Origin of the sequence: Promicromonospora sp. CA-289599 (assembly GCF_050936155.1) — a bacterium.
Taxonomy (GTDB): domain Bacteria; phylum Actinomycetota; class Actinomycetes; order Actinomycetales; family Cellulomonadaceae; genus Promicromonospora.
On record NZ_JBNJNI010000001.1, the window covers coordinates 2,441,305 to 2,466,150 of the forward strand.

22 protein-coding genes are annotated in these 24,846 nt (G+C 70.8%); 16 read left to right on the top strand and 6 right to left on the bottom strand.

The window, feature by feature from the left end; genetic code table 11:
* Positions 1 to 21: 21 nt before the first annotated feature.
* Both ACQEVI_RS10865 and ACQEVI_RS10870 read right to left on the bottom strand, forming a co-directional pair.
* On the bottom strand, positions 22 to 1,263 hold the full coding sequence (locus tag ACQEVI_RS10865; RefSeq protein WP_432898113.1) for a metallophosphoesterase family protein: 1,242 nt from the start codon (positions 1,261 to 1,263) through the stop codon (positions 22 to 24).
* A 75-nt stretch (positions 1,264 to 1,338) separates the two neighbouring features.
* Complete coding sequence (locus tag ACQEVI_RS10870; RefSeq protein WP_432898116.1) at positions 1,339 to 2,709, bottom strand: amino acid permease; 1,371 nt, start codon at positions 2,707 to 2,709, stop codon at positions 1,339 to 1,341.
* Positions 2,710 to 2,789: 80 nt separating this feature from the next.
* On the opposite strand from ACQEVI_RS10870, the gene ACQEVI_RS10875 reads away from it, so the two are divergent.
* The 4 genes from ACQEVI_RS10875 to ACQEVI_RS10890 all read left to right on the top strand — a co-directional run bounded on the left by ACQEVI_RS10875 (position 2,790) and on the right by ACQEVI_RS10890 (position 7,360).
* Complete coding sequence (locus tag ACQEVI_RS10875; RefSeq protein ID WP_432898119.1) at positions 2,790 to 4,178, top strand: NAD(P)/FAD-dependent oxidoreductase; 1,389 nt, start codon at positions 2,790 to 2,792, stop codon at positions 4,176 to 4,178.
* Positions 4,179 to 4,279: 101 nt separating this feature from the next.
* Entirely contained in the window at positions 4,280 to 5,341 is a 1,062-nt protein-coding gene (locus ACQEVI_RS10880) for a glycoside hydrolase family 5 protein (protein WP_432898121.1), read from the top strand.
* A gap of 140 nt (positions 5,342 to 5,481) precedes the next feature.
* Positions 5,482 to 6,522 carry a low molecular weight phosphatase family protein gene (locus tag ACQEVI_RS10885; RefSeq protein ID WP_432898124.1) on the top strand — a complete coding sequence of 347 codons (1,041 nt, stop codon included), beginning with the start codon at positions 5,482 to 5,484 and terminating at the stop codon, positions 6,520 to 6,522.
* 100 nt (positions 6,523 to 6,622) lie between these two features.
* Positions 6,623 to 7,360, top strand: a complete 738-nt coding sequence (locus ACQEVI_RS10890) for a VOC family protein (RefSeq protein WP_432898127.1) — start codon at positions 6,623 to 6,625, stop codon at positions 7,358 to 7,360.
* 33 nt (positions 7,361 to 7,393) lie between these two features.
* On the opposite strand, the gene ACQEVI_RS10895 is transcribed toward ACQEVI_RS10890, so the two are convergent.
* On the bottom strand, positions 7,394 to 8,035 hold the full coding sequence (locus tag ACQEVI_RS10895; protein ID WP_432898130.1) for a uridine kinase: 642 nt from the start codon (positions 8,033 to 8,035) through the stop codon (positions 7,394 to 7,396).
* Between the two features lie 205 nt (positions 8,036 to 8,240).
* Here ACQEVI_RS10895 and ACQEVI_RS10900 point away from each other — a divergent pair, with 205 nt between their 5' ends.
* Positions 8,241 to 8,864 (top strand): hypothetical protein, encoded by a 624-nt coding sequence (locus ACQEVI_RS10900; RefSeq protein WP_432898133.1) that lies wholly within the window; start codon positions 8,241 to 8,243, stop codon positions 8,862 to 8,864.
* On the opposite strand, the gene ACQEVI_RS10905 is transcribed toward ACQEVI_RS10900, so the two are convergent.
* Together ACQEVI_RS10905 and ACQEVI_RS10910 are read right to left on the bottom strand one after the other, a co-directional pair.
* Positions 8,861 to 9,343, bottom strand: a complete 483-nt coding sequence (locus tag ACQEVI_RS10905; protein ID WP_432898136.1) for a CoA-binding protein — start codon at positions 9,341 to 9,343, stop codon at positions 8,861 to 8,863. The genes ACQEVI_RS10900 and ACQEVI_RS10905 overlap by 4 nt on opposite strands.
* A complete protein-coding gene (locus ACQEVI_RS10910) occupies positions 9,340 to 10,695 on the bottom strand; it encodes an O-acetylhomoserine aminocarboxypropyltransferase/cysteine synthase family protein (protein WP_432898139.1) in 1,356 nt (451 codons plus the stop codon). The genes ACQEVI_RS10905 and ACQEVI_RS10910 overlap by 4 nt, the downstream gene beginning before the upstream one ends.
* A gap of 110 nt (positions 10,696 to 10,805) precedes the next feature.
* On the opposite strand from ACQEVI_RS10910, the gene ACQEVI_RS10915 reads away from it, so the two are divergent.
* Positions 10,806 to 14,291: a S41 family peptidase gene (locus ACQEVI_RS10915; RefSeq protein WP_432898142.1), complete on the top strand. Its 3,486-nt coding sequence runs from the start codon at positions 10,806 to 10,808 to the stop codon at positions 14,289 to 14,291.
* 36 nt (positions 14,292 to 14,327) lie between these two features.
* Here ACQEVI_RS10915 and ACQEVI_RS10920 read toward each other — a convergent pair whose 3' ends face one another.
* Positions 14,328 to 15,053, bottom strand: coding sequence for a class I SAM-dependent methyltransferase (locus ACQEVI_RS10920; RefSeq protein ID WP_432898145.1), 726 nt, complete (start codon positions 15,051 to 15,053; stop codon positions 14,328 to 14,330).
* Positions 15,054 to 15,290: 237 nt separating this feature from the next.
* Between ACQEVI_RS10920 and ACQEVI_RS10925 the strand changes: the two genes are divergently transcribed.
* The 10 genes from ACQEVI_RS10925 (at position 15,291) to ACQEVI_RS10970 (ending at position 24,693) form a co-directional block, all read left to right on the top strand.
* Positions 15,291 to 16,214 carry a cation diffusion facilitator family transporter gene (locus tag ACQEVI_RS10925; protein ID WP_432898148.1) on the top strand — a complete coding sequence of 308 codons (924 nt, stop codon included), beginning with the start codon at positions 15,291 to 15,293 and terminating at the stop codon, positions 16,212 to 16,214.
* Complete coding sequence (locus ACQEVI_RS10930; protein ID WP_432898151.1) at positions 16,211 to 17,158, top strand: AraC family transcriptional regulator; 948 nt, start codon at positions 16,211 to 16,213, stop codon at positions 17,156 to 17,158. The genes ACQEVI_RS10925 and ACQEVI_RS10930 overlap by 4 nt, the downstream gene beginning before the upstream one ends.
* 80 nt (positions 17,159 to 17,238) lie before the next feature.
* Complete coding sequence (locus tag ACQEVI_RS10935) at positions 17,239 to 18,036, top strand: amino acid ABC transporter substrate-binding protein (RefSeq protein ID WP_432898154.1); 798 nt, start codon at positions 17,239 to 17,241, stop codon at positions 18,034 to 18,036.
* A 44-nt stretch (positions 18,037 to 18,080) separates the two neighbouring features.
* Positions 18,081 to 18,740, top strand: coding sequence for an amino acid ABC transporter permease (locus ACQEVI_RS10940; protein WP_432898157.1), 660 nt, complete (start codon positions 18,081 to 18,083; stop codon positions 18,738 to 18,740).
* Complete coding sequence (locus tag ACQEVI_RS10945; protein ID WP_432898160.1) at positions 18,727 to 19,557, top strand: amino acid ABC transporter ATP-binding protein; 831 nt, start codon at positions 18,727 to 18,729, stop codon at positions 19,555 to 19,557. Before ACQEVI_RS10940 ends, ACQEVI_RS10945 begins: the two co-directional genes overlap by 14 nt.
* A gap of 76 nt (positions 19,558 to 19,633) precedes the next feature.
* Positions 19,634 to 20,302 (top strand): hypothetical protein, encoded by a 669-nt coding sequence (locus ACQEVI_RS10950; RefSeq protein WP_432898163.1) that lies wholly within the window; start codon positions 19,634 to 19,636, stop codon positions 20,300 to 20,302.
* A gap of 1 nt (position 20,303) precedes the next feature.
* Positions 20,304 to 21,263 carry a hypothetical protein gene (locus ACQEVI_RS10955; protein WP_432898166.1) on the top strand — a complete coding sequence of 320 codons (960 nt, stop codon included), beginning with the start codon at positions 20,304 to 20,306 and terminating at the stop codon, positions 21,261 to 21,263.
* Positions 21,264 to 21,314: 51 nt separating this feature from the next.
* Positions 21,315 to 21,638, top strand: a complete 324-nt coding sequence (locus tag ACQEVI_RS10960) for a DUF6507 family protein (protein ID WP_432898169.1) — start codon at positions 21,315 to 21,317, stop codon at positions 21,636 to 21,638.
* Positions 21,639 to 21,775: 137 nt separating this feature from the next.
* Positions 21,776 to 24,007, top strand: a complete 2,232-nt coding sequence (locus ACQEVI_RS10965) for a hypothetical protein (RefSeq protein WP_432898172.1) — start codon at positions 21,776 to 21,778, stop codon at positions 24,005 to 24,007.
* Positions 24,004 to 24,693 carry a hypothetical protein gene (locus ACQEVI_RS10970; protein WP_432898175.1) on the top strand — a complete coding sequence of 230 codons (690 nt, stop codon included), beginning with the start codon at positions 24,004 to 24,006 and terminating at the stop codon, positions 24,691 to 24,693. Before ACQEVI_RS10965 ends, ACQEVI_RS10970 begins: the two co-directional genes overlap by 4 nt.
* The last annotated feature ends 153 nt before the right edge of the window (positions 24,694 to 24,846 follow it).

The following is a 24,846-nucleotide window of genomic DNA, read 5'->3' on the forward strand; positions in this document are numbered from 1 at the left end:
GACACGTGGGAGGGTCGTGCGTCACTTGCCCTTCGGCAGCGGGAGCGGCTCCATCCACTGGTCGTTGGCCGTGAGGTCGATGCCGAACTCGCCGGCGAACCGCATCCGCGTGCCGGTCAGGACACCGTCCGCCGACTCGTCGAGGTCGTAGACGCGCGCGCCGCGCAGGCGGTTGCGCTCCGGACCCGACAGGCCGTACGTGCCGAACCCGGTGTTTCCCGCGTAACCGAGCAGCACGCCGTAGTAGTCACCCGAGTAGGTGTTCACGTGGTCGTGGCCGCAGAACACGCCGCGCACGTCGCCGCGCTGCTGGATCGCCGAGAACATGCCCGAGTTGAACGGCCCGGGGCACTCCTCCTCGTTGCGCTCGCCCTCGATGCGGTGCCGGGCCTTGCCCCGCTCGTGGTCGGCGTCGGTGCGGCCGTCGACCGAGCCGAACCACATGAACCGGTACTCCCACAGCGGGATGTGGATGAACATCAGCGCCGGGACGACGCGCCCGGCCTTGCGCTCGATCTGCACCGACGTGTCGTAGTACCACTTGACCTGGTCCATGCGCAGCCAGTCCCACGTCGGATAGCCCTCGAAGTCCTGGCCGGCCAGCAGCTCGGGGGCGTAGCGCCCGGAGTCGAGCAGCCAGACGTTGAACGCCGGGCGCCCGTTCGAGCCGTCGATCAGGAGGTTCGAGTTGCCCTGGCCGGTGACGCCGCGTGCCGTCGGGCCGTTCACGTTGTACCGGTAGGACCGGTAGAAGGCCAGCATGTCCGTCTCGTCGACGCCGCTCTTCGGCGTCGAGTCCTCGTCGTGGTTGCCGAAGGTGATGGCCCACGGCACCGCGCGCTCCTCCATCGGCTGCACCACGTTGTTCATCGCCTGGTGCATCTCGAGCGGGGTGTCGCAGCCGCCCGTGATGTTGTCGCCGTTGAGGATCACGAGGTCGGGCCGCTCGTCGTCGAGCACGGCGCGCATCAGCTCCAGCGTGCGGCGGTCGACCTTCTCGTCGTCCTGCGTGTCGTTGAACTGGACGATCTTGAACTTGCCGTCGCGTCCGAACCGCAGCCCGCGCTGGGGGTGCCTGCTGAGCTCCGTCGCACCGGCGGGCGCGGCAGCCGCGACGGTTGCGGCGGTCGCGACCCCTGCCGCGCCGAGGCTGCTCAGGGACAGGAACGTCCGGCGGTCGACGGCAGGCGTCCCGCTCTCCGCGGTGCCGCTGTCGGCCGGGTTGATCTCGCTCGGCATGCCGCCGGCAGTCTTCTCGCTCATGCCGACGACGATCGGGGGCCGGGCTGGCGACCGTCCGACCGGCGGATGGACCCCCGGTGACGGTCTGCTGAACGCCTACCGCCGCACGGCCCGCGCGATCGCGTAGACCACCAGGATCACGACGACCAGGCCCGCGGTCGCGGCGATCTGCGGCCGAGCGGCGGCGTCGGACAGCATGAGGCCCACCACCGCGACGAGCGCCACGAGCGTCACCCAGGAGAGCCACGGGTAGCCCCAGGCGCGCAGGCGGAGCTTCTCGCCCCGCGCGGCGGCCTCGGCCTCCAGGCGTGGTCGCAGCCGCAGCTGCGAGACGACGATCAGCAGCCACACCACGAGCAGCGCCGAGCCGACGGCGTTGAGGAGCACCCCGAGCAGCGACTCGGGCAGCAGGTAGTTGAGCAGCACCGCGACGACGCCGAAGAACACCGAGACCAGCACCGCCACCCACGGCACCTCGCGTCGCGAGACCCGGGTCGCGACCGCCGGGGCATCACCGCGCCCGCCGAGCGAGAACAGCATCCGCGACGTCGCGTAGACGTTCGCGTTGAAGGCGCTCAGGAGCGCGAGCACCACCACGACCTCCATGAGCCGGGCGGCGCCGTCGAACCCGGCCATCTCCAGCACGGACACGAACGGCGACTCCAGGCGGGCGGCGTCGGTCCAGGGGATCAGGGCGACCATGATCGCGACGGAGCCCACGTAGAAGAACAGGATGCGCCAGAGGATCGTGCGGGTGGCGGTCGCGACCGCCGACTGCGGGTCCCGCGCCTCGGCCGCCGCGATCGTGACGATCTCGATGCCCCCGAACGCGAACACCACGGTGAGCAGGCCGGCCGCGATACCGGGCAGTCCGGCGGGCGCGAAGCCGCCGTGCGCGGCCCAGTCCCCCAGGGCGCTGCCCGTCACCGGCACGACGCCGGTCACGATGAGCACGCCCAGGACCAGGAACCCGACGATCGCCGCGACCTTGACGGCCGCGAACCAGAACTCGGCCTCGCCGAACTGGCGCACGCCGACGAGGTTGATCGCGCCGAACACCGCGACGACGACGGCGGCGACCGCCCACTGCGGGACCGCGGGCCACCAGCCGTGCACGATCCAGGCCACGCCGGTCACCTCGACGCCGAGCACCATGACGATGGTGAACCAGTACAACCAGCCCAGCAGGAACCCGGCCCAGCGGCCGAGCGCGACCTCCGCGTAGACGGAGAAGGACCCGCTCGACGGGAGCGCCGAGGCCATCTCCGCGAGCATCCGCATGACGAGCACCACGATGGCGCCCGCTATCGCGTAGCTGAGGAGGACGGCGGGCCCGGCGGCGGCGATGCCGAGGCCGGAGCCGAGGAACAGGCCGGCTCCGATGGCTGAACCCAGGCCCATCATCGTCAGGTGCCGGGGTCGTAGTCCGTGGGCCAGCTGCTGGTGCAGGACGTCGGTGGTGCTCACGACCGACCACGGTAACCCGGGCGCCCGGGTGCCGGTCCACACCGGATGTGAGTGGCCCATCCGGTGAGAGACTTTAGGGCGTGACCGACTCCGCACATACCCCCGTGCACGCTGGTGAGGCCCGCTCCGTCGAGAACGAGGACTACGGCCTCGAGACACCCCTGGAAGGGCACCCGGAACCGCTGCCTCACGTGGTGGTCGTCGGCGGCGGGTTCGCCGGCATGGCCGTCGTGAAGGCGCTGCGGGACGCGCCGGTGCGGATCACGCTGATCGACCGCCGGGTCTACAACACGTTCCAGCCGCTGCTCTACCAGGTGGCCACGGGCGGGCTGAACGCCGGCGACGTCACCTACTTCCTGCGCGGGATGCGGCTGAAGCAGAAGAACGTGCACGTGGTCCACGAGCACCTCGTGGAGGCGGACCACCAGGCGAAGAAGATCCGCCTCCTGAACGACCACTGGGTCAGCTACGACTACCTCGTGGTGACGGCGGGCGTGACCACCAACTTCTTCGGGACGCCGGGCGCCAAGGAGTTCGCGTTCCCGATGTACTCGCGGTCACAGGCGTTGCGGATCCGCGACAACCTCTTCATCCGCCTGGAGAAGGCGGCGAAGTCCAAGCGGCTGGACGACGGTCTGCGCGTCGTCGTCGTGGGCGGTGGCGCCACCGGGGTCGAGGTGGCGGGCGCGCTCGCCGAGCTGCGGACCGCGGGACTGGCACCTGCCTACCCCGAGATCCACGGCGACGCGTTCGAGGTCAAGATCGTCCAGCGCGGCGGCGAGATCCTCAAGGCGTTCGCGCCCAAGCTGCGCACCTATGCCGCCAAGGAGCTGACCCGGCGTGGGGTCTCGCTGCACCTGGGCGCCGGCGTCGCCGCCGTCGAACGGGATGCGGTGGTGCTCACCGACGGCAAACGCATCCACGCCGACCTCACCGTCTGGTCCGCGGGTGTGCACCCGCACGCGGAGGTCTCCGAGTGGGGCTTGCCGCAGGACGAGTACGGCCGCATCAAGGTCGGCGAGGACATGCGGGTCGAGGGGTTGACCGGCGTCTTCGCGGCGGGCGACATAGCGGTCTCGCCGTCGGACCTGCCGCAGCTGGCCCAGCCCGCGATCCAAGGGGGCACCGTGGTCGGCCGCAACATCAAGGCGCTCCTCGAGGACCAGCCCCTGCAGCAGCTCCGCTACGTCGACAAGGGCACGATGGCGGTGATCGGCCGGCGCGCCGCGATCGCCGAGATCAACCTGCCGGGTGGCAAGTCCCTGCGGATCACCAAGGGCATGGCGTGGCTGGTCTGGCTGTTCGTGCACATCATGTCGCTGGTGGGCCCGCGCAACCGGGTCACGACGCTCGCGGGCCTGGCCACGCGCTACGGGTTCCCGTTCCACCGCCGTCCCGTGCCGATCGTGGGCGACGTCCCGACGGTGCGGCCGCCCAAACCTGGGACTCCGCCGGCTCCCGAGGCCTGAGCCCGGCCCGACTTAAGCGTTTCGCTTCCTGTCTCTCCCGCAGGCGCGCGGGAGACCCTTCGAGGGTCGTAATCGATGTACACCCTCGAAGGGGAGGAACTATGAGACCCACGCGCGCGACCATCTCCGGTACCGCAACGGCCGCGATGTTCGGCCTGCTGCTCGTCCCGCTGCTCGCCCAGTCCGCAGGCGCCGTGACGCCCGCGGCCCTCGACGGCCGCACTGACGCCGGCGGGGTGGACGCCGTCGGCATCCACGTCTCCGGCGGGCAGCTCGTCGAGAGCGACGGCTCGCCCCTGCTGCTGCGCGGCGTCAGCCACGCCCACACCTGGTACGCCTCGGAGATCGGCTCGTTCGCCGACATCGCCGAGGCCGGCGCCAACTCGGTACGGGTGGTCCTCAGCGACGGGACCCGCTGGACGCGCAACGAACCGGCCGACGTCGCGAACGTCGTCAGCCTGTGCGAAGGGAACCGGCTGATCTGCGTCCTGGAGGACCACGACACGACCGGCTACGGCGAGGAGGCCGCCGCGAGCACCCTCGACACCGCCGCCAGCTACTGGATCTCGCTGCTGCCCACGCTGCAGGGCACCGAGGACCGCGTGCTCATCAACATCGGCAACGAGCCCTACGGCAACAACGCGGCGGTCAACGCGAGCTGGGCCGCCGACACCTCCGCGGCGATCCAGCGGCTGCGCGACGCAGGGTTCGAGCACACGATCGTCGTGGACGCGCCGTCCTGGGGCCAGGACTGGCAGGGCATCATGCGGGACTCCGCGGCGGACGTCCTCGCGGCCGACCCGGACGGCAACACGGTGTTCTCCGTGCACATGTACGGCGTGTACGACACCGCCGCCGAGGTCACGTCCTACCTCGACGCCTTCACGGGCCAGGGCCTGCCGATCATCGTGGGCGAGTTCGGGCACGACCACTCCGACGGCAACCCCGACGAGGACACGATCATGTCGTACACCCGGTCGCAGGGGATCGGCTGGTTCGCGTGGTCCTGGAGCGGCAACGGCGGCGGGGTCGAGTACCTGGACATGATGACGGGATTCGACCCGGCGCAGCGCACCGCGTGGGGCAACCGGGTCATCACCGGGCCGGACGGGCTCGCGGAGACGTCGGTGCGGGCGCGCGTGTTCGCGGACGTCTCGTCCTGAGGTCTCGAAGGGGCCGACAGGGTCTCGACAAGCTCGGCCGGCGGTCGTACCGCTGGTCGGGCTGGTCGAGTGCTCTGCTCAGCGAAGCCGCGAGGTAGCCTCGCTCCTGGCGCCCGGCCACACCGCGCCAAGGAGAGATCATGACCCCGGACGAGCTGCGCTCCGCGCAGAGGCTGACGATGGCGAACCCCGAACGGTTACGCCTGCTTGCCCGCATGCTCACGCATCCGGCGGGCCGCGCGACCGCCGAGGACCTGGCGCAGTACACCGTCGACGACGCGCCGGGAGACGCTGTCGACGTACCGGCCGTCGCGGACGTGGAGCAGGATCTCGACGCGCTGGTGGCGGTCGGCCTGGTCGCCGTCGTGGGCCCGGTGCCGTCGTACCGGGTGTCGTCGCGAGGGATCGCGCGGTTCGGTGCGGCGGCCCTCGCGGCGCCCCGGTACCCGGGCGAGGCAGCGCTCGACGTGCACGACCACGGGGCACTGCTCGACCGGGTGGTCGAGACCCTCACCGTCGGGTTCGCCGCGAACGCGGGCACGGGGACCGTGGATCGACTCGTCCACGAGTGCTACTCCTCGCTGCGCCGGCGGATCGGGTCGTCCGGGCACCTGCCCGCGCTGGCCGCGTGGCTCGCGGCCGACCGCCTCGCCGCGATGACCGAGGTGACGCACGGCTCCCCGCGCGACGTGCTCTTCGTCTGCGTCCACAACACCGGCCGGTCCCAGATCGCGGCGGCGGTCACCCGGCGCCTCGCGGGTGACCGCATCCGCGTGCGCACCGCTGGGACGAGGCCCGTGGCCGAGCCCGACCCGATGACGGAGACGGTCCTGGCGCGCCGCGGCCTCGACGGGCTCATCGAGTTCCCGCGTGAGCTCACGGACGACATCGTGCGCGCCTCCGGCGTCATCGTCACGATGGGCTGCGGGGACTCCTGCCCCGTCTACCCTGGACGCCGCTACCTCGACTGGCCGCTCGACGACCCCGCGGGCCGTCCGATCGAGGAGGTCGAGCGGATAGTCGACGACATCACCGCGCGGGTCCGCGTGCTGCTCGTGGAGATCGCCGCGGCGGACGAGGCCGGATCGTTCGACGGCTCACCGGCGTGGGTGTCGTCCGGCGCGCAGCCACGCAGCGACCGCCAACCTATTCACAGGCCTGTGGACGAAGCCTGTGGATAACTAGACTCGCGACTGGTCCGGTGGGGAGTGTCAGTGGCTCGGTGCATGGTGGAGGAGCGAAAGCACTGTCCGTGACACGACCTCTTGAAGGGCTAAGTCAATGACCGCACCAACTTCTGCCGTGCCCGCGCCTGACGGGGTGGGCACCCTGGACTCCGTCGTCCTGGACGTCTCGAACCTCGCTGCCGAGGCGGACTTCTGGAAGGCGCTGACGGCCGGAACTGTCTCGAAGGCGGACGACGACTGGATCACCGTCGTGACCCCTGACCGCTGGGGCATCGCGTTCCAGCTGGCTCTCGACCTCGTGCCGCCGCAGTGGCCGGGCCAGGAGCACCCGCAGCAGGCGCACCTCGACCTCTACGCGTCGGACCTGGCGTCCGCGAGCGCCCGCGCGGTGGAGCTCGGGGCCACGGTGCTGCGGGAGGGCGAGCAGTGGATCACTCTCGCCGACCCTGCGGGGCACCCGTTCGACCTCTGTCTCAAGGAGGAGGCGGAGGGCGTCACCGTCATGGGTGCGACCTTCGACTGCCCTGACGCGTCGCAGCTCGCCCAGTTCTGGTCGGGCGTGGTGGGCGAGCCGGTCACCTACGACGCCGAGGGGGTCGCCATGCTGGGCGGTCCCAAGCCGCTGCTCTTCCAGTCGGTGGAGGGGTACAACGCGCCGCGGTGGCCCGATCCCGCATACCCGCAGCAGGTCCACCTCGACATCGAGGTGGCCGACCTCGACGCCGGCGAGGCAGCGGTCCTCGCTCTGGGTGCGACGCGTCTTCCCGGCGGCTCGGAAGGGTTCCGGGTGTTCGCCGACCCGGCGGGCCACCCGTTCTGCCTGGTGCGCTGACTCACTGTTGCACTGACTCATTGCTGCACCGGCTCAGGTGTGCACGAGGGCCGGGTGGTCCGGGTGGTCGACCCGGACCATCAGGTCGGATGCACCCTCGATCTCCTGGGCGTAGCGCTCGTAGGTGGAAATGGTCCAGGCCTCAGCGGGCGGCGTCCGACGGCGGAGCGTCGCCGGCTTGAGCGCGAGATGTACGGCGAGGTCGACGTCGAGCCCGCGTCCGACGGCGAGCGCCCCGTCGAGCACGACGACGGTCCCGGGTGCGGCGGACGCGTAGCCGACCCGGGTGGCGCGGTCGGTGTCGGGGTTGCGCAGGCTGGGCAGATATTCCTGCCGGTCGACGACACGCGTCAGCACCTCACGGTTCAGCGCCCCGACGTCGATCCAGTCGTGGAGCAGGCTGTCCGGGTCCTCGCGCCCCCGTTCGAGCCGGAGGGACCGTGGACGGAGAAAGTCCCCGACACTGACCCGTGCCACGGGACGGCCTGCGGCCTCGAGCGGCACGACCAGCGCGTCGGCCAGCAGCTCGGGGTGCGTGGACGGGTGCCCGTCGACGAGCAGGCGGAGCTGATGGCCGGCGGGCTGCCCGGCCGGACCTGCGGCGCGGGCAAGGACGAGGTCCACCACACGCTCGACGAGGAGCACCTGGGTGACCGGTTCTACGCGTGTGGTCATTGTGGATCGACTCTAGGCCGTGCCGACGGCGGAGCGGACCGGCCGACGGGACCGCAACGGAACGAGCCCGACCACAGGTCGCCGATTCGACCCCTTGTCCACAGATTGCGAAACGCAGCCCCTCGGGTGCTTCCAGCCGGTCGAGGATCGTGCCCGGACGGGTGCCGAGCACCATCACGATCACAGGCCGAACCGCGGGGGACACATGCCAGGAGCACGGGACGTCCAGGACGCGTCGGTCATCGACCTGAGCGCACGCCGACAGGGTCGCGACCGCCGACAGACGCTCGGGGCCGCCACGGCTCACGACGACTCACCGGGCTGGCTGCTGCGGTCCCCCGCGTACCGGGTGGTGGACAGCCTCGTGCCCTGGGCCGGTCTCGCCGACGGTGGCAGCTTCGCCACCCTGCTCGGCGACCCGATCGACGCGCACCTGATCCGCACCACGTTCCCGCCCCATGCCCTGGCCCGCAGCTTCTGCGGCGGGCCAACGCTCGGACAGGTCACGTACGCGATCACCAGGGAGCCGCGGCGGATCAAGGCACGGGTGTGGGTCGGCGGCTACGGAACACCCGACGAGGGGATCAGCGTCGCTGCGGTCTACGTGCGGTTCGAGGGCGGCCGCACCGACGCCGACGCGCGAGCCGCGCAGCATCCCGCGCTCTGGGCGTGGCTGGCCGGTCGGCTGAGGCGGGACGGTGCCCGACCCTGCTGGCCCGAGCCCGACGAGATCGCCGCGGACAACGCGGACGTGCGGGAGTCCGGCAGCTGGTGGCGCCTGCGGTGGGGTCCGTCGCGCACGCCGCAGGCCCGGCCGGTGGGGTCTTAGTGCTCCGCGCGCCGGGAGCTGATCACACCGGTGTTGAACCCTGCCAGGTGCAGCCCACCGTGGAAGCGCGCGTGCTCGATCTTGAGGCACCGGTTCATCACCACGTCCAGCCCGGCGGCCTCAGCCCCGCGCGCGACGTCCTCGTGCCACAGCCCGAGCTGCAACCAGAGCGTCTTGGCGCCGACGGCCACCGTCTCGTCCAGCACGCTCGGCAGGTCGTCGTGCCGCCGGAAGACATCGACCAGGTCGGGCACCACGGGCAGGTCGGCCAGGCTCGGGTACGCGGGGCGGCCCAGGATCTCGGTCGCCCGCGGGTTCACGAAGTACATGTCGTACGAAGAGGAGGAGAGCAGGTATGACGCCACGAAATAGCTCGCTCGAGCGGGGTTCTCCGACGCCCCGACGATCGCGACAGAGGTGGTCGTACGCAGGATCCGCATGCGGTCCTGCAGGCTCGGACCCTGCCAGGTCTCGCTCATCGGTTCGCTCCCGTCGCCTTGGTCAGGGCCTGGTCGAGGTCCCAGAGGATGTCCTCGATGTCCTCCAGCCCCACGGAGATGCGGACGAGATCCTCGGGCACGCCCGCCGCCTCGAGCTGCTCGCCGCTCAGCTGCTGGTGCGTGGTCGACGCCGGATGGATCACCAGGGTGCGCGAGTCGCCGACGTTCGCCAGGTGCGATGCGAGCTGGAGCGACTCGATGAACCGCCGGCCGGCGTCCCGGCCGTCGGGCGCACCACCGACGTCGGGCACGCTCCCGCCGTCGGACAGGTCGGTTGCCGCTGGGACCCGCAGGCCGAACGCGAAGACCGAGCCCGGCCCGAGCGGCAGGTACTTCTGCGCCCGCTCGTGGTGCGGGTGCGAAGGCAGCCCGGCCCAGAGCACGTACGAGACCCGCGGGTCGGCGTCGAGCCACTCGGCGACGGCCCGGGCGTTCGCCAGGTGCGCGTCCAGGCGGTACGACAGCGTCTCGACTCCCTGCAGCAGCTGGAACGCGGACTGCGCCGAGAGCGCGGGACCGATGTCCCGCAGCTGCTCGGACCGCAGCTTGGTGAGGAACCCGTACTCGCCGAAGTTCGCCCACCAGCTCACGTTCCCGTAGGACGGGACGGGCTCGGTCATCTGCGGGAACTTCCCGTTGCCCCAGTTGAACCGGCCGGACTCCACGACCACACCGCCGAGCGTGGTGCCGTGCCCGCCGAGGAACTTCGTCGCGGAGTGGATCACGATGTCGGCGCCGTGCTCGATCGGACGCACGAGGTAGGGCGTCGCGAGCGTCGCGTCCACGACCAGCGGGATGCCGGCGGCGTGGGCCACCTCGGCGAGCCCTTCGAGGTCGGCGACCTCGCCCGACGGGTTCGCGACGACCTCGGTGTACAGGACCTTCGTCCCGGGCGTGATCGCTGCCGCGTAGTCGGCGGGGTCGGTACCCGGCACGAACGTGGTCTCCACCCCGAACCGGCGCAGCGTCACGTCGAGCTGCGTCACGGTCCCGCCGTACAGCTGCGCGGACGCGACCACGTGGTCACCCGCCCCGACGAGCGCGGCGAAGGTGATGAACTCGGCGGACATGCCCGACGCCGTGGCTACGGCGCCGATGCCGCCCTCCAGCGAGGCGATGCGCTCCTCGAGTGCTGCGACCGTGGGGTTGCCGATGCGCGAGTAGATGTTGCCGTACTTCTGCAGCGCGAAGAGGCTCGCGGCGTCCTCGGTGTCCCGGAACACGAACGACGTCGTCTGGTAGATCGGCACCGCCCGTGCTCCGGTCGCCGCGTCGGGGATACCCCCTGCGTGCAGGGCCCGCGTGCGGAACCCGAAGGTGTGCTCGGTCATCGTCCTCACCGTAGTAGCCCGGGTGCGGCCCCCGGAGCAGCACCCGCCGCGCCTACTGCCGTGAGCGATTTCCGATGACGGGTGTCGGACCGCGCGAGTACGTTGAACCGGTGACCCAGCCCTATCTCCGCTTCCCTCATGTCCATGGCGACCAGGTGGCCTTCGTAGCCGACGACGACGTCTGGCTGGCCCCGGTCTCCGGCGGCCGCGCATGGCGTCTGACCAGTGATCACGCGCCTGCGGCCACCCCGCGCTTCTCCCCTGACGGCACGCGTCTCGCCTACGTGTCGCACAAGGACGGCCACCCCGAGGCCTACGTGGTCGAGCTGGCCGACGGCGCTACGCGACGCCTCACCTGGCTCGGCGGAACCACCACCATGGTGCTCGGCTGGGACGACGCCGGACGCGTGCTCGTCGCCTCCAACGCCGGAGCACACGAGCGCTCGCTGACCGTGGTGCGCGCGGTGGGTCTCGACGGCACCGTCGAGACCCCGCGCTACGGGCCGTCCTGGGGCGTGGCCGAGCACCAGGGTCCGGACGGCGGGCGCACGACGGCCCTCGTCTCCGCCGGCTACCGGACCCCCGCCTACTGGAAGCGGTACCGGGGCGGCACGGCCTCGGTGCTCTGGATCGACCGCGGTTCGGGCGACTGGGAGCGCCCGCTGCCCGACGACGAGGCAGGCGTCTACGACCCGCACTGGATCGGCGACGCGCTGGTGTTCACGTCGGACCGCGGGGCCACGTTCCCGGACCACGCCGACGAGCAGGCGAACCTGTGGGTGCTCGACGGCCTCGCGACCGGCGCGGAGACCCCCGAACCGCGACAGCTCACCACCCAGTCGGAGGCGGAGGGTTACGTCCGCGACGCCACGTCGGACGGCTCGCGCATCGTGTGGCACAGCCGCGGCGACCTCTGGCTGCTCGACGGCCTCGACGGCACCCCGCGCCGACTCGACATCACGCTCACCGGCGCGCTGCCGCAGCCGTACTGGGTGGACCCGGAGTCGAGCCACGCCGGCATCGACGGCCTGGCCGTGGACAGGACCGGCGACGCGAGTGTCGTCGGCTGGCTCGGCACCGCGTACTGGGTGACCCATCGTGCGGGTCCGGCCCGGGTGCTCGTGGCCGACCCGTCGGTCCGTGTGCGGGAGCCCGTGCTGCTCGACACCGGGCGCGCGGTAGTCGTGACGGATGCGCCCCGCACCACCGAGCAGGGCGAGAGCAGGGAGGACGCGCTCGAGGTCCACGCCCTGCCCGGTACCTCCGCCGACAGCCCGAACACCGAGCCCCAGCGCTTCGCGGCCGGCGAGCTCGGTCGGGTGCTGCACCTCGCCGCGAGCCCCGTGGGAGACAAGGTGGCAGCCGTCTCGCACGACGGTCGCATCAGCCTGATCGCCATGCCCGCCGTGGACGGTGCTGACGGCGCCGGCACGGACGACGCCGACGCCGTCGAACCCGGCACGATCACCCCGCTCGGCCGGTCGGGCAACGGAGAGGCCGCGTCACCGACGTTCTCCCCGGACGGGCGGTACCTCGTCTGGTCGAGCCCCACGGGCAGCGAGGGCGACCACCACCAGCTCCTCGTCGCGGACCTGCACGCCGAGAACCCCACGGCGACGGCGCTGACGTCCGGCCGGTTCCACGACTTCTCCCCCGCGTTCAGCGATGACGGCAAGTACGTGGTGTTCCTCTCGGACCGCACGTTCGACCCGTCCTACGACTCCCACGAGTTCGCCCTCTCCTTCAGCGCCGCCACGCGACCGTGGCTGATCCCGCTGGCGGCCACCGAGCCCGCGCCGTTCGGTCCCAGCACCGACGGCTGGCGCCTGGCCAAGCCCGACGACAAGCCCGACGACAAGTCCGACGACAAGTCCGACGACAAGGACACCGGTAAGGACGGCGACCAGACGGGCGACTCCGGCGAGGCGACCGGCAAGAAGCAGAAGGCCGAGAACACCTCGCCCGACATCGACTTCGACGGTGCCGAGGAGCGGGTGGTGCCGTTCCCGGTCGTGTCGGGGCGCTATCGCGACCTGTTCGCCGCCAAGGGCGGGGTGCTCTGGATCCACGAGACCGACGACGCCGGTGTGCTCGGCTCGCGCCACGCTGGCTCGGAGGCAGACCCGGTGCCCAACGTGCTGCAGTTCTGGTCGTTCGAGGCGCGCAAGGCCACCGACGTCGCGGAGAAGGTCCGCGCCTACGCGGTGTCGGGCGACGGCGAGCGGGTGGTGATCCGCACCGGGTACGGGCTCAGCACGCAGTCGGCGACGAGCAAGTCGGGCGACGACGACCCCGGTGCGTTCGACGTCGACCTGTCGCGCGTCCGTTACGAGGTGGACCCCCGCGCGCAGTGGCACCAGATGTTCGACGAGAACGCCCGCATCATGCGCGATCACTACTGGCGGGCGGACATGAACGGCGTCGACTGGGACGGTGTGGTGGCGCGCTGGCGCCACCTGGTCGACAGGGTCGCCACGCAGGACGACCTCGTGGACGTGCTCTGGGAGACCGTCGCGGAGCTCAACACGTCGCACGCGTACGTGCGCAAGCCGCACGAGCCGGGCGACACGTCCCGCAGGCTCGGCCTGCTCGGCGCGGACCTCTCCCGGACCGCCGACGGCTGGCGGATCGACCGCGTCCTGCCGAGCGAGTCGTCGGACCCGGGTGCGCGGTCGCCGTTGCGCGCCGCCGGGGTCGACGCCCAGCCGGGCGACCTGATCGTCGCGGTGGACGGACGGCCGGTGGACCCGACGACCGGCCCGTCCGCGAACCTCGTCGGTGCGGCCGAGATCCCGGTCGAGCTGACGCTGCGGCGACCCGCCGTCGGGCCGGACGGCGCTGCTTCGGACGGCGCTGCTTCGGACGGCGGTCAGGTGCGGACCGCCGACCGCCGCGTCGTCGTCGTGCCGCTCGCGAACGAGGCCGACCTGCGCTATCAGGACTGGGTACGGTCGCGCCGCGAGTACGTCGCCGAGAAGTCCGGCGGCCGCCTCGGGTACGTGCACGTCCCGGACATGATGAGCACCGGATGGGCGCAGCTGCACCGCGACCTCCGGCTCGCCACCGACTGCGAGGGCATCGTCGTGGACGTGCGGTTCAACGGCGGTGGCCACACGTCGCAGCTCGTGATCGCACGCCTCGCCGCGCGTGTCGCAGGCTGGGGCCTGAACCGGCACTACGACCGTCCCACCTCCTACCCGGACCGCGCCCCGCGCGGGCCGGTGGTGCTGGTCACCAACGAGTACGCCGGATCCGACGGCGACATCGTCAACGCGGCCGCGCAGGCGCTCGACGTCGGACCGGTGGTCGGCGTCCGGACCTGGGGCGGCGTGGTCGGCATCGACGGTCGCTTCGACCTGGTGGACGGCACGGGGATCACCCAGCCGCGGTACGCGTTCTGGCTCGAGGGCAAGGGTTTCGGCGTCGAGAACCACGGTGTCGACCCCGACATCGAGGTACGGCACACGCCGGCGGACTACTTCTCCGACGTCGACCCGCAGCTCGACGCCGGTATGGCAGAGGCGTTCCGCCGCCTCGCGGAGCGCCCCGCCGCCGCCCCGCCCGCCATGCCGGAGCCGCAGGTCCGCCGCCGCTGACCCCCGGCGCCGATCCCCCGCTGGGCGACCGGCCGGTCAGGGCCGTGACGCCTGGACGAACGTGATCGGCCCGAAGCGATGCTCCATCCGCTCCACCTCGCGGGCGCCGGCGAACCCGGCGTCCGCGAGGAGGCGCACCAGGTCGGCCGGGCCGTGGCCGCGGGGCCTGCCGTGCTCACCACGGCGCCCGTGCCCGCGCCGGTCGTGCCCCCCGTGCCCGTGCCCGCTGTGGTCCGAGTCGTCCGAGCCGCTGGCACTGTCCGCGCCCCCGAAGTCCACGATCGTCACCTTCCCGCCCGGGCGGAGCACCCGAAGGGCCTCGCGGGCGAACAGGACCCGGCCCTCCTCGGGCACATGGTGCAGCGCGAGCGCCGACACGATGTGGTCGAGCGACCCGTCGCCGTTCGGGAGCCGGTCGGCGAAGCCCTGCACGAGCGTGATCGGCACCCGGCGCCGGGTCGCCTTGCGGGCGGCGACGCGCAGTGCTCCGGCGTCGGGGTCGAGGCCGGTGACGCGCGCGGCCGGCTGCGCACGCAGCACGGTGAGTGCCAGGTTCGCGGTACCGCAGCCGACGTCGAGCACGGACTGGCCGGGTGCGATGTCGGCGAGCGCCGCCGCACGCTCGTGCAGGGCGCGTGCCCCGACGCGGCGTGAGAACAGGTCGTAGAACGGGAGCAGCCACGGCTTGCCCATGCCGGGCAGGAACTCGCGCTCACGTTCCTCAAGGGTGCGATGGTCGAGGATCTGCACGGTCGTGCTCATCCGGGAGGCCTTCCGTCCGGTGGTGACTCGGGTGGTGACTCGGGTGGTACGCGGGTCCCTGCCCCGCAGGTCCCGCCGCACTCCAGCATCGGACGTTCTGCGGGACCAGCGCAGCACAGAATTCGGCGGCGATAGCACGATCCTCGGTCTCGCCAATCGGATCGGCCTGCCGCCGAGGGCGGGCACTCCGGCCGGGACAGCGGTAGCGTCGAACGGGTCACGACGGAGGGGGAACGCATGGCGCGGGACAGGGGCGGCTCGGCGCTGACCGTGGTGATCGCTTTCGCCGCCAACTTCGCGGTGGCGACGGCCAAGACGATCGCCGCGGTCCTGACGGGCTCGGCGTCGATGGTGGCGGAGGCCGCCCATTCCTGGGCCGACACCGGCAACGAGGTGTTCCTCCTGGTCGCCGAGCGGAAGTCGAGCCGCGCGCCGGACACGGACCGCCCGCTCGGCTACGGCCGGGAGGCCTACGTCTGGTCGATGCTCGCCGCGCTCGGCCTCTTCGTCGCCGGTGGTGTGGTGTCGGTCTATCACGGCATCCAGGAGTTCGACGCCACGGGCGAGACCGGCTCCTACACGGTCGGGTACATAGTGCTCGCCGTCGCCTTCTGCCTCGAAGGGGTCTCGTTCCTGCAGGCCTACCGGCGCACCCGGAAGGAGGCCCGGGCGCTCGGGCGGGACCTGCTCGACCATGCGCTGGCCACCTCGGACCCGACGCTGCGCGCGGTGCTCGCCGAGGACGCCGCGGCTCTCGTCGGCCTCGCCATCGCGGCCGGCGGTATGGCGCTGCACCAGGTGACCGGCGACGGCCGGTACGACGCGCTCGGGTCGATCCTCGTCGGGCTGCTGCTGTGCGTCGTGGCGGTGGTGCTGTTCGACCGCAACCGGCGGTTCCTGACCGGTGAGGTGGCGGACGAGCGGATCCATCAGGCGGTCCGCGAGCGGATCGAGGCCCTGCCCGGTGTCCACCGGGTGGGCCGCCTGCGGCTCGAGTTCGTCGGACCGCGACAGATCCTGCTGGTCGCCAGCATCGACCTGCCCGGCGACGAGTCCGAGTCGCACGTAGCGGTCCGGCTGCGCGACCTCGAGGAGCAGCTCGAGGGCATCCCGCAGATCGTCGACGCGGTCCTGACGCCGGCAGTGCCGGACGACCGGTGAGTCGCACCGCGGCCAGCCTGCGCACCGTCCGCCCGGACGGCACCCCCGTGTATCGGCACCCGACCCGGGCGGGCGCGCTGCCGGTACAGGTCACACGGATCGACTTCGAGGTCGATCACCCGCACGCCCCGCCGGACCACAGGCACGCGCACGACTTCCTCGTGCTCGTCTACGTCGAGCGGGGCGGGGGCACCATCGCGTTGGGCGGCGAGCACACACCGCTGCACGACGGCGACGTGCATGCCATCCCGCCGGGGCAGGCGATCGGCTCCGCGACGCCGGCCGACCTGCACCGCTGCCGGGCCTGGAGCGTCGCGTTCACGCCCGACGCCGTCCCCTCGCTCGCGTCGGTCTCGCCCCTCGCCTGGGCGCACCACCCGATCCTCGCGCTGTTCGCGCTCGCGACGCCGCCCGCCGGGGCCGGGGCCGGGGCCGGGGCCGGGGCCGGGGCCGGGGCCAACGTGCCGCAGGCCGAGCGCCCACGCTGGTCCGGGTGGCTGACGGAGCTCGAGGAGGAGCTGACGGAGCCGAGCCGGCTGGGGGCACGCGAGGCGGCGTCGGCCGTGCTGACCCGGATCCTCGTCGCGGCGGCCAGGCTGGCGCCGGTGGACGTCGCCTCGCCCCACCCGCTGGTGGCGCGCGTCTTCGACGAGATCGAGTCGACGTTCCGGGAGCCGGTGTCGGCGTCCGACGTCGCACGGGCGCTGGGCTACACACCCGGGCACCTGACCACCGTGGTCCGCGAACGGACGGGCCGCACGCTGCTCGAGTGGATCACCGAGCGCCGCATGACCGAGGTGCGCCGGATGCTCCGCGACACCGACCTGCCGCTCGGTGTCGTGGCCGCCCGGACAGGCCTGCGGGACGCCACCTATCTGGTCCGGCGGTTCAAGGACCGGTACGGGACCACCCCCGACCGGTGGCGCCGGAGCGAGCGTGTGTGAGTTCCCACCGACTATCAGTTAGTTTTGGGGCGCGCATCGGCAATGTCGATGTGTGTCAACCGTCGAACGGAGCCTCCACCATGTCTCGCAACCGCACCCTCCTCACGGCCGCCGCAGCCTCCGCTGCCCTCCTGGCCCTGACCGGCTGCGGCAGCTCCGGCGAGCCCGGCGGCGCCGGCGAGGAGCTGGGGCTGGTATCCGGGGACACGCTGACCGTCGCCACCGAGGGCACGTACCGGCCGTTCAGCTACCACGACGAGTCGGACAAGCTCGTCGGGTACGACGTCGAGGTCGCCGAGGCCGTCGCCGAGAACCTCGGCGTGGAGATCAAGTTCCAGGAGACCCAGTGGGACGCGATCTTCGCGGGCCTCGACGCCGGCCGTTTCGACACGATCGCGAACCAGGTGACCATCACCCCGGAGCGTGAGGCCGACTACCTCTTCTCGACGCCGTACACGGTGTCCACGGGCGTGCTCGTCGTGACCGCTGACAACAACGACATCACGAGCTTCGCCGACCTCGACGGCAAGACCACCGCCCAGTCGCTCACGAGCAACTGGAACGACCTCTCCAAGGAGAGCGGCGCACAGGTCGAGGCCGTCGAGGGCTGGGCACAGGCCGTGGCGCTGCTGGAAGAGGGCCGCGTGGACGCCACGATCAACGACAGCCTGACCTACCTCGACTACGCGAACACCGAGGACGCCTCAGGTATCAAGGTCGCCGCGGAGACCGACGAGGAGTCGCAGTCGGCGTTCGTCGTGACGCCCGAGCGCGAGGCTCTCGCCACGGCGATCGACGGCGCCCTGGACGAGCTGCGCGCGGACGGCACCCTCGCGGAGCTGGGCGAGAAGTACTTCGGCGAGGACGTCTCCGAGTAACGCTCCGCGCCACACGTCTCCGCTGATCGCGGGGAGAGGGATACATGGACTGGCAGCTCGCCGTCGACTCGTTCTGGCCGCTCCTGCGAGGCGCACTCATCGGCACCATCCCGCTCGCCCTCGTGTCGTTCGCCTTCGGGCTGGTGATCGCGCTCGTCGTGGCGCTGCTGCGGTTGTCACCGAACCCGGTGCTGTCGTGGGTCGGCCGCGCGTACATCTCGGTGATCCGTGGCACGCCGCTCCTGGTGCAGCTGTTCATCATCTTCTACGGCATGCCGAAGCTGGGGATCCTCTTCGATCCGTGGCCCGCGGCCATCACCGCGTTCTCCCTGAACGTGGGCGGCTACGCGGCCGAGGTGATCCGCGCGGCGATCCTGTCCGTGCCCAAGGGGCAGTGGGAGGCGGGCTGGACGGTCGGCATGTCGCCGGCCAGGACGCTGGGCCGGATCATCCTGCCGCAGGCCGCGCGCGTCTCGGTGCCTCCGCTGTCGAACACGTTCATCTCCCTCGTCAAGGACACGTCGCTGGCCGTGGTGATCCTGGTGACGGAGATGTTCCGCAAGGCGCAGGAGATCGCCGCTTCCTCCAACGAGTTCCTGCTGATCTACGCCGAGGCGGCCCTGATCTACTGGATGTTCTGCACGGTGCTCGCCGCCGGCCAGAACGCGATCGAGAAGAGGCTGGACCGGTATGTCGCTCATTGAGGATGCCCCGAGCGCGAACCTCCTGACCGCCCGCGGCATCCAGAAGTCGTTCGGCACCAACCACGTGCTGCGGGGTGTGGACCTGCAGGTCCAGCGCGGCGAGGTGGTCGCACTGATCGGCGCGTCCGGCAGCGGCAAGACGACGGTCCTGCGCTCGCTCAACGGACTCGAGACACCCGACGCCGGGCTGCTGGAGCTCGACGGCGGCCCGACCGTCGACTTCGGCGCCCAGGCCGCCGCGCCGGGCGGCGGCTGGGGTGCCCGACGCGCCGGCGCCCGCCTGGCGAAGGCGAACCGCGCCGCCCTGCGCGACCGGTCCGCCATGGTGTTCCAGCAGCACAACCTGTTCCCGCACCGCACGGTCGTGGAGAACGTGATCGAGGGCCCGACGCAGGTCAAACGGATCCCCCGCGCGACGGCGATCGGCCGCGCCGAGGAGCTCCTGGACCGCGTCGGGCTCGCCGACAAGCGCGACGCCTACCCGCACGAGCTGTCCGGCGGGCAGCAGCAGCGCGTCGGCATAGTGCGCGCGCTGGCGCTCGAGCCTGACCTCCTGCTGTTCGACGAGCCGACGTCGGCCCTGGACCCCGAGCTCGTGGGCGAGGTGCTGACCGTGATGAAGGAGCTCGCGGACGAGGGCTGGACCATGGTCGTGGTGACGCACGAGCTGCAGTTCGCGCGCCAGGTCGCGGACGAGGTGCTGTTCCTCGACGGCGGCGTGGTGGTCGAGCGCGGCGCGCCCGCGCAGATCTTCTCCCAGCCGGCCGAGGAGCGCACCCGCCGCTTCCTCGACCGGGTCCTGCACCCCCTCGACTGACAGGATGTTTCGTTGCCGGGGTGAATTTGACCGGCTAGCGTGAATTCCGATATTCCGTCTTGCTGAGGTGTTGTGCGTGGTCGAACCGTTTTCGATCCATTTGATGCTGGAGGAGTCGGTTCTCGTGACCCGTATGACGACGCGCCTGGGTGGCGTGGTGGCTGTCGCTGTCCTCTGTCTGGGTCTGGCGGCGTGCCAGTCCGAGGACGAGCCGTCCGGGCTGCCACACCTGACCGATCCGGCGCCGAGCCCGACGGCGTCTCCGAGTCCTAGCCCGAGCGTCGAGCCGTCGGAGGCTGCGATCGCTGAGCGGGCGGCTGAGGCGGAGCAGCGTTACCAGGAGTACCTGGAGATCACCGACCGGCACCGCATCGAGGGCACCCGCGCCTCCCAGGAACTGTTCGACGAGAGGGGGCTTCTCGGCGAGCCCGCAGTGTGGGATGCCGTGGAGGTGGATGACGATTTCTACGCCGACGAGAACCTCAAACAGGTTGGGCAGACCCGGATCGCGTCCATCAAGGTGACCGGCTACGACGGTGACCCACTGGTCGATGGAATTGGTGGCCACCGGGTGAAGTTCGCCGTGTGCCTCGACTACAGCGAGCTCGACATTGTCCGAGAGGACGGCACCTCGGCCATCGCGAAGGGGCAGCGCGACCGAGTCTTCATGAAGGTCGTCATGCAGGGTCAGGAGGACGGGACGTGGACCGTCAACAAGCTCGATCCAGTGGACAGGAAGTGCTGACATGCGCGCATTCGCATCGCTGGCGGTCATGATCCTGGTCGCTCTGACTTTCACACCAGTCGCCGCGGCGATTCCGGTCGAGACGACTCGTTCCGCACCCGTGGTGATGGATCCCTGCGCAGGCAGCGGCATGCAGACGGGCGCGAGAGGTATCAGTCTCGTGGCCGAGGACTGTGGCGGCACCGAGACCACCCCGGCGGGTTCTGGCTCGTCGGGGGGCGGGAAGACGGAGATCGATTGTCCCGAGGTGAACGGCAAGGTGACGTGTCAGTGGGCTGGAGGTACGTGGACCGGTCGCTGTTTCGCGGGTGTCGTCGGCACGGAGCCTGACCCGGACGATCCCGCCTGGAAGGGGCACGACGACGGCGTGCTGGTGCTGTGTAGGACGCTTGCCTGCGCCGAGCGCCTGGACCGGGACGACGAGGCCCACTGCTCGGGTTTTGAGGAACGCAGGTACTGGGCTGCGGTGCCGCCCGGTACGGAGGTCGACTTCGAGGCTCTGGCCCAGCGTGCGGTGGAGAGCATCGGGATCGAGCCGGTCACGATCGGCATCGTTCCCGAGGACGAGCCTGGCCGGGTCGGGATCGTGGGTATGCCGGTGTGGATGTGGGTCCAGGAACCTGGCCCGACGACCTATGGTCCCGGCGTGGGAGAGGCGACCGCGGGGGCTGTGACGGTGACGGCGTCCGCGCGGGTGGTCCGGATCGTGTACGACATGGGTGACGGGACGAAGGTCGCCTGCACGGGCCCGGGGACGCCGTACGAGGATCGGTACGGCATCGCCGAGTCGCCCGACTGTGGCCACCAGTACGACAGGCAGGGTGACCCGTACACGGTGACCGCGACGTCGTACTGGGTCGCGGACTGGCAGGGCCCGGGCGATATCGGCGGCACGATCAGGCTGGACCGCACCGCGGAGACCCAGGTCGTCGTCGGCGAGGCGCAGGTCATCACGCAGTAGACCGCAGGGCGGGCGTGGCACTCCAGGACGGTATCGGGGAGAGGGTTCGGGATGAGGTTCAGCGTGGAGCCGACATCGGCCCGCCGGGTGGTGCGGCAGGCGGGTGATCGGGTCGAGGAACTGACGGATGTGGTGCGCGAGGCGCGGGGAGTCGATGCCGGTGACGCCGGTTCGTTGCTGGTGGGTGGCGCGGTGAGCGTGTTCTTCGAGGACCGTGCGGAGGCCGTCGAGAAGCTGCGGACCAGGGCGGGGTCAGTAGTCCGGGCGGCGGGTGAGGTGATCGAGGTCTACGAGGCGGGCGATCGGGAGATGGCTCAGGAGACCGAAGCGCTCGCGAGGCGCGGGGAGGTCTCTGGTAGGGGTGGTCTCGCGTGACGACGTTCGCGGATCTGCAGGACTCGGACGGGCTGATCGATCTGAGCCGGTTCCCGTACCGGTCGTCCTCGCTGGGGATCGAGTGGGTGGCGCAGCAGGCAGTGCTGGCGCGCCAGCTGGGCGCCAAGACGTCGAGCGTGACGCTGGAGGTGCACGGGACCTGGCAGTCCATGGGCGAGTACTACAGCGCCCCTGAGGCGCCGGACCTGCTCGCGAAGATGACTGCTCTCAAGACCGGTGGTCAGGACGAGCACGAAGCGTTCTTCACCGGCGCTGATCACATGGACGTCTGGGTGGAAGAGGTCTCGGCCTGCAAGCAGCGGCTGGAGAACATGGAAGGTGAGACCGAAAGCCTGCGCCGGTCGGTGGCGATGCGGGGCGAGTCGTGGGTGGTGACCAAGCTGGCTGCGGCGCAGGATCTGCAGGCGAGGCGGCTGGTCGAGCACCACGAGGACCTGCTGGTGCTGGCGCGTGGGGTGATGGAGCAGCTGCGGGCGGCGGACGAGGAGCTGGCGCGCAAGCTGCACGGGCAGGGCAGCGGCCCGGGTGCCGGCGGGTTCGGGCCGTTCGGCGGCGTCGGGCAGGGCTTTCGCTCTTTGCCGGGCTCGCCCGGCTTCGTACCGGACGAGGAGTGGCTCCGGACCGCGTCGCCGGCCGAGGTGCTGGCGTGGTGGAACGGGCTGCCGTCGTGGCAGCGGGAGCTGATGGCTGACGCGATCGACGAGTCGGACCTGCCGGCGCAGGACCGGCGTCGGCTGGTCACCGACGCGCTGGTCGATGCGGGGGCGATGGACGCTGACGGGTTGGACGCGCGGGCGTTGGTGCTGGCGACGGACCTGTTCGGTGGGGCCAAGATCATGCCGTCCGCGGTCGCCAGTGCTGGTGGGGCCGCGGTGGCTGCTGCGATGAGCACCATCGGTGCCAGTGCGTACGACGATCGTGACGACGAGGTCTACGGGGCGGCTGCGCTGGCGGCGTTGGTCGCGGTGCGTGCGGGTGTGGTGGGTGCGAGCCGGGTCTGGGACGGCAGAGGGCAGGCTGGGCAGGCCAAGGCGAGGAAATTCGCCCAGGACATGATGGTCGGGGTGAACGGCCGGCGTGACGGTGCGCCGATCGGGTTCCTGTTCACCGGTCCGGAGCTGATGGGGCGTGAGCTGACCGTGGCGATGGCTGACGAGCTGGACTATCGGGAACGCGGGACTGGGCTGGTGCCGGCCCAGCCGGGGATCGGTTACCTCGCCGCCCAGGCTGGCGCTGACGGCACTGCCGCTGACGGGGTGATTGGCGGCGGCGGGGTGGTCGGTGGGGGTCAGGGTTTGTGGTGGGACGAGAGCACGCTGGTGCTGTCCACGCTGGCGCAGTATCCCGACGCCGCCCTGGACTGGCTCACCGGGGCCGAAGCAGACCCGCTGACCGGTGGAAGGTTGGGAGCCGAGCGGGTGGCGCACTACTTCAGCGAGGTCGGCATCGACCGGCAAGGACGGGTCGAGACCGTGGCCGACCTGTGGTCCAGCGCCCAACATGCGGAGGGTTCGCTGCTCGGGGGCGGCAGCGACAGAGATATCCAAGAAACGGTGGCTGTGCTGTCCACCGAGGTATTCGACCAGCTTGCGAACAATGAGGGTCTGGCTCCGGAGCGGCTCACTCCGGCGGCCGCTGAGCGTCTGGCTGAGGCGATGATGCAGCAGTTGCCGCAGTTCGCGTTCAACGGCGTGCTTGGGGAGCCCTCGGGCACGGATTACGCCGAGGCGAAGCTGATGGGTGGCGACGAGCAGGTGCCGGTGGTGAACGCGACGCGGGAGGAGCTTGCTCGGGCGTTGGGGCCGGTCCTGTCCCGGGAAGCGGGGATGACGGTCGCGGACCGGCACATGGATGGGTTCCGTGCGCAGGTGCTGGCCTCGTTCGGGTCCACGAGCGCGCTGGAGTCGGGCGAGAACGCGAACCTCATGTTCCAGGTCGGCGGCGCTCTGGAGGGTGCCCGGCTGGTGGCTGTGAGCGAGGAAGCCCTACGGGCCGACCAGCAGGTCGAGGGTGCGATCGACCTGGGAACCTCGGTCATCGGTGCCGGTGCGAAGAAGGTCGCCCCGGAGTTCGTCGTGAACTGGTCGATGGAGAAGATCAACGAGATCGCCGACACGCACCTGGCCACCCAGGTCGAGGAGGTCCAGCAGGCCGAGCGTGCTCGGTTGGCGGGCATGGCCGATGAGCTGGCCGGTAAGTCCTCTGTCGCCTACGACGCCTACATTGGCGTGCATGGGCGGCAGTCGTTGAGCGTGACAGAGTTCACCGACCATAAGCAGACGACGTTCGGTGACGCGTACGAGGCCTGGATCAACCGGACCGAACAGGAAGGCGAAAGCGGCACGTGAACACCATCAGGAACCTGACCAGCATCGCTGTGACGGGAGTCATTGCGGTACTTGTTGCCGGATGCGGGCCCACTGCGCTTCCAGTGCATGCCGAGGTCGAGTGGGAGGGTACGAACACGGGCAAGTTCGAGGACGATCCGCGCGTGCAGATCGTGCGCGATTACGTCGTGCAGAAGTACGCCGCGGACAACTCCTTCAACTATTCCGACCCCGCCCTGGCCCAGACCGCGACGGACGCAACAGCTCTCAGCATCGCCCGGGCAACTGCTTCCTTCATCCGCCAGTCCCCGGTCGACAGCGCGACCCTGTGGGAAGGGCCGCCGTCTTTCACCGTGACCGACGTCGTGCAGCGCGAGCGCCAGGAGCAAATGTTTGAGGTTCGCGTGTGCCAGAGGTTGGCTCCCCGCTGGACTCTCGCGGTAGGTGACACGTTCGAGGAGGGAAAGATCCAGGAGCGAGACGGCGCCTACCGGATCGAGGAGGAACACTTCGTCGAGCGTGAGTATTGGCTGTGGGATTCTCCCGACGGGTGGCGTGTTGACGGTGGAGGCGAGTCAACCCAGGAGTGCGAGCCGACCGACGACTTCGCGGTAGGCACGTACACGACCCCGCCGGACATCGATCTCCTGCGTGAGGCGACCCCGGACATGGTGATAGGCCCCGATGGAAAGCGTGTTGACGATTAAGTCTCAGCGGCACGTGAACACATCAGCACGCTGACCACCGCCGTCACAGCCAGGGCTCCGGAAGAGTCATTCCTAGGAGAAAGCGGCTGGATGGGTTAGTTGAGGTCTCTGGCGTGGTGACGGGTGGCTTCGGCGAGATTGTCCCAGCCGGTG

Coding starts and splice junctions, on each gene's coding strand:
- ACQEVI_RS10865 (WP_432898113.1), bottom strand. CDS start 1,263: ATGAGCGAGAAGACTGCCGGCGGCATGCCGAGCGAGATCAACCCGGCC.
- ACQEVI_RS10880 (WP_432898121.1), top strand. CDS start 4,280: ATGAGACCCACGCGCGCGACCATCTCCGGTACCGCAACGGCCGCGATG.
- ACQEVI_RS10885 (WP_432898124.1), top strand. CDS start 5,482: ATGACCCCGGACGAGCTGCGCTCCGCGCAGAGGCTGACGATGGCGAAC.
- ACQEVI_RS10890 (WP_432898127.1), top strand. CDS start 6,623: ATGACCGCACCAACTTCTGCCGTGCCCGCGCCTGACGGGGTGGGCACC.
- ACQEVI_RS10895 (WP_432898130.1), bottom strand. CDS start 8,035: ATGACCACACGCGTAGAACCGGTCACCCAGGTGCTCCTCGTCGAGCGT.
- ACQEVI_RS10900 (WP_432898133.1), top strand. CDS start 8,241: ATGCCAGGAGCACGGGACGTCCAGGACGCGTCGGTCATCGACCTGAGC.
- ACQEVI_RS10905 (WP_432898136.1), bottom strand. CDS start 9,343: ATGAGCGAGACCTGGCAGGGTCCGAGCCTGCAGGACCGCATGCGGATC.
- ACQEVI_RS10910 (WP_432898139.1), bottom strand. CDS start 10,695: ATGACCGAGCACACCTTCGGGTTCCGCACGCGGGCCCTGCACGCAGGG.
- ACQEVI_RS10920 (WP_432898145.1), bottom strand. CDS start 15,053: ATGAGCACGACCGTGCAGATCCTCGACCATCGCACCCTTGAGGAACGT.
- ACQEVI_RS10925 (WP_432898148.1), top strand. CDS start 15,291: ATGGCGCGGGACAGGGGCGGCTCGGCGCTGACCGTGGTGATCGCTTTC.
- ACQEVI_RS10935 (WP_432898154.1), top strand. CDS start 17,239: ATGTCTCGCAACCGCACCCTCCTCACGGCCGCCGCAGCCTCCGCTGCC.
- ACQEVI_RS10940 (WP_432898157.1), top strand. CDS start 18,081: ATGGACTGGCAGCTCGCCGTCGACTCGTTCTGGCCGCTCCTGCGAGGC.
- ACQEVI_RS10945 (WP_432898160.1), top strand. CDS start 18,727: ATGTCGCTCATTGAGGATGCCCCGAGCGCGAACCTCCTGACCGCCCGC.
- ACQEVI_RS10955 (WP_432898166.1), top strand. CDS start 20,304: ATGCGCGCATTCGCATCGCTGGCGGTCATGATCCTGGTCGCTCTGACT.
- ACQEVI_RS10960 (WP_432898169.1), top strand. CDS start 21,315: ATGAGGTTCAGCGTGGAGCCGACATCGGCCCGCCGGGTGGTGCGGCAG.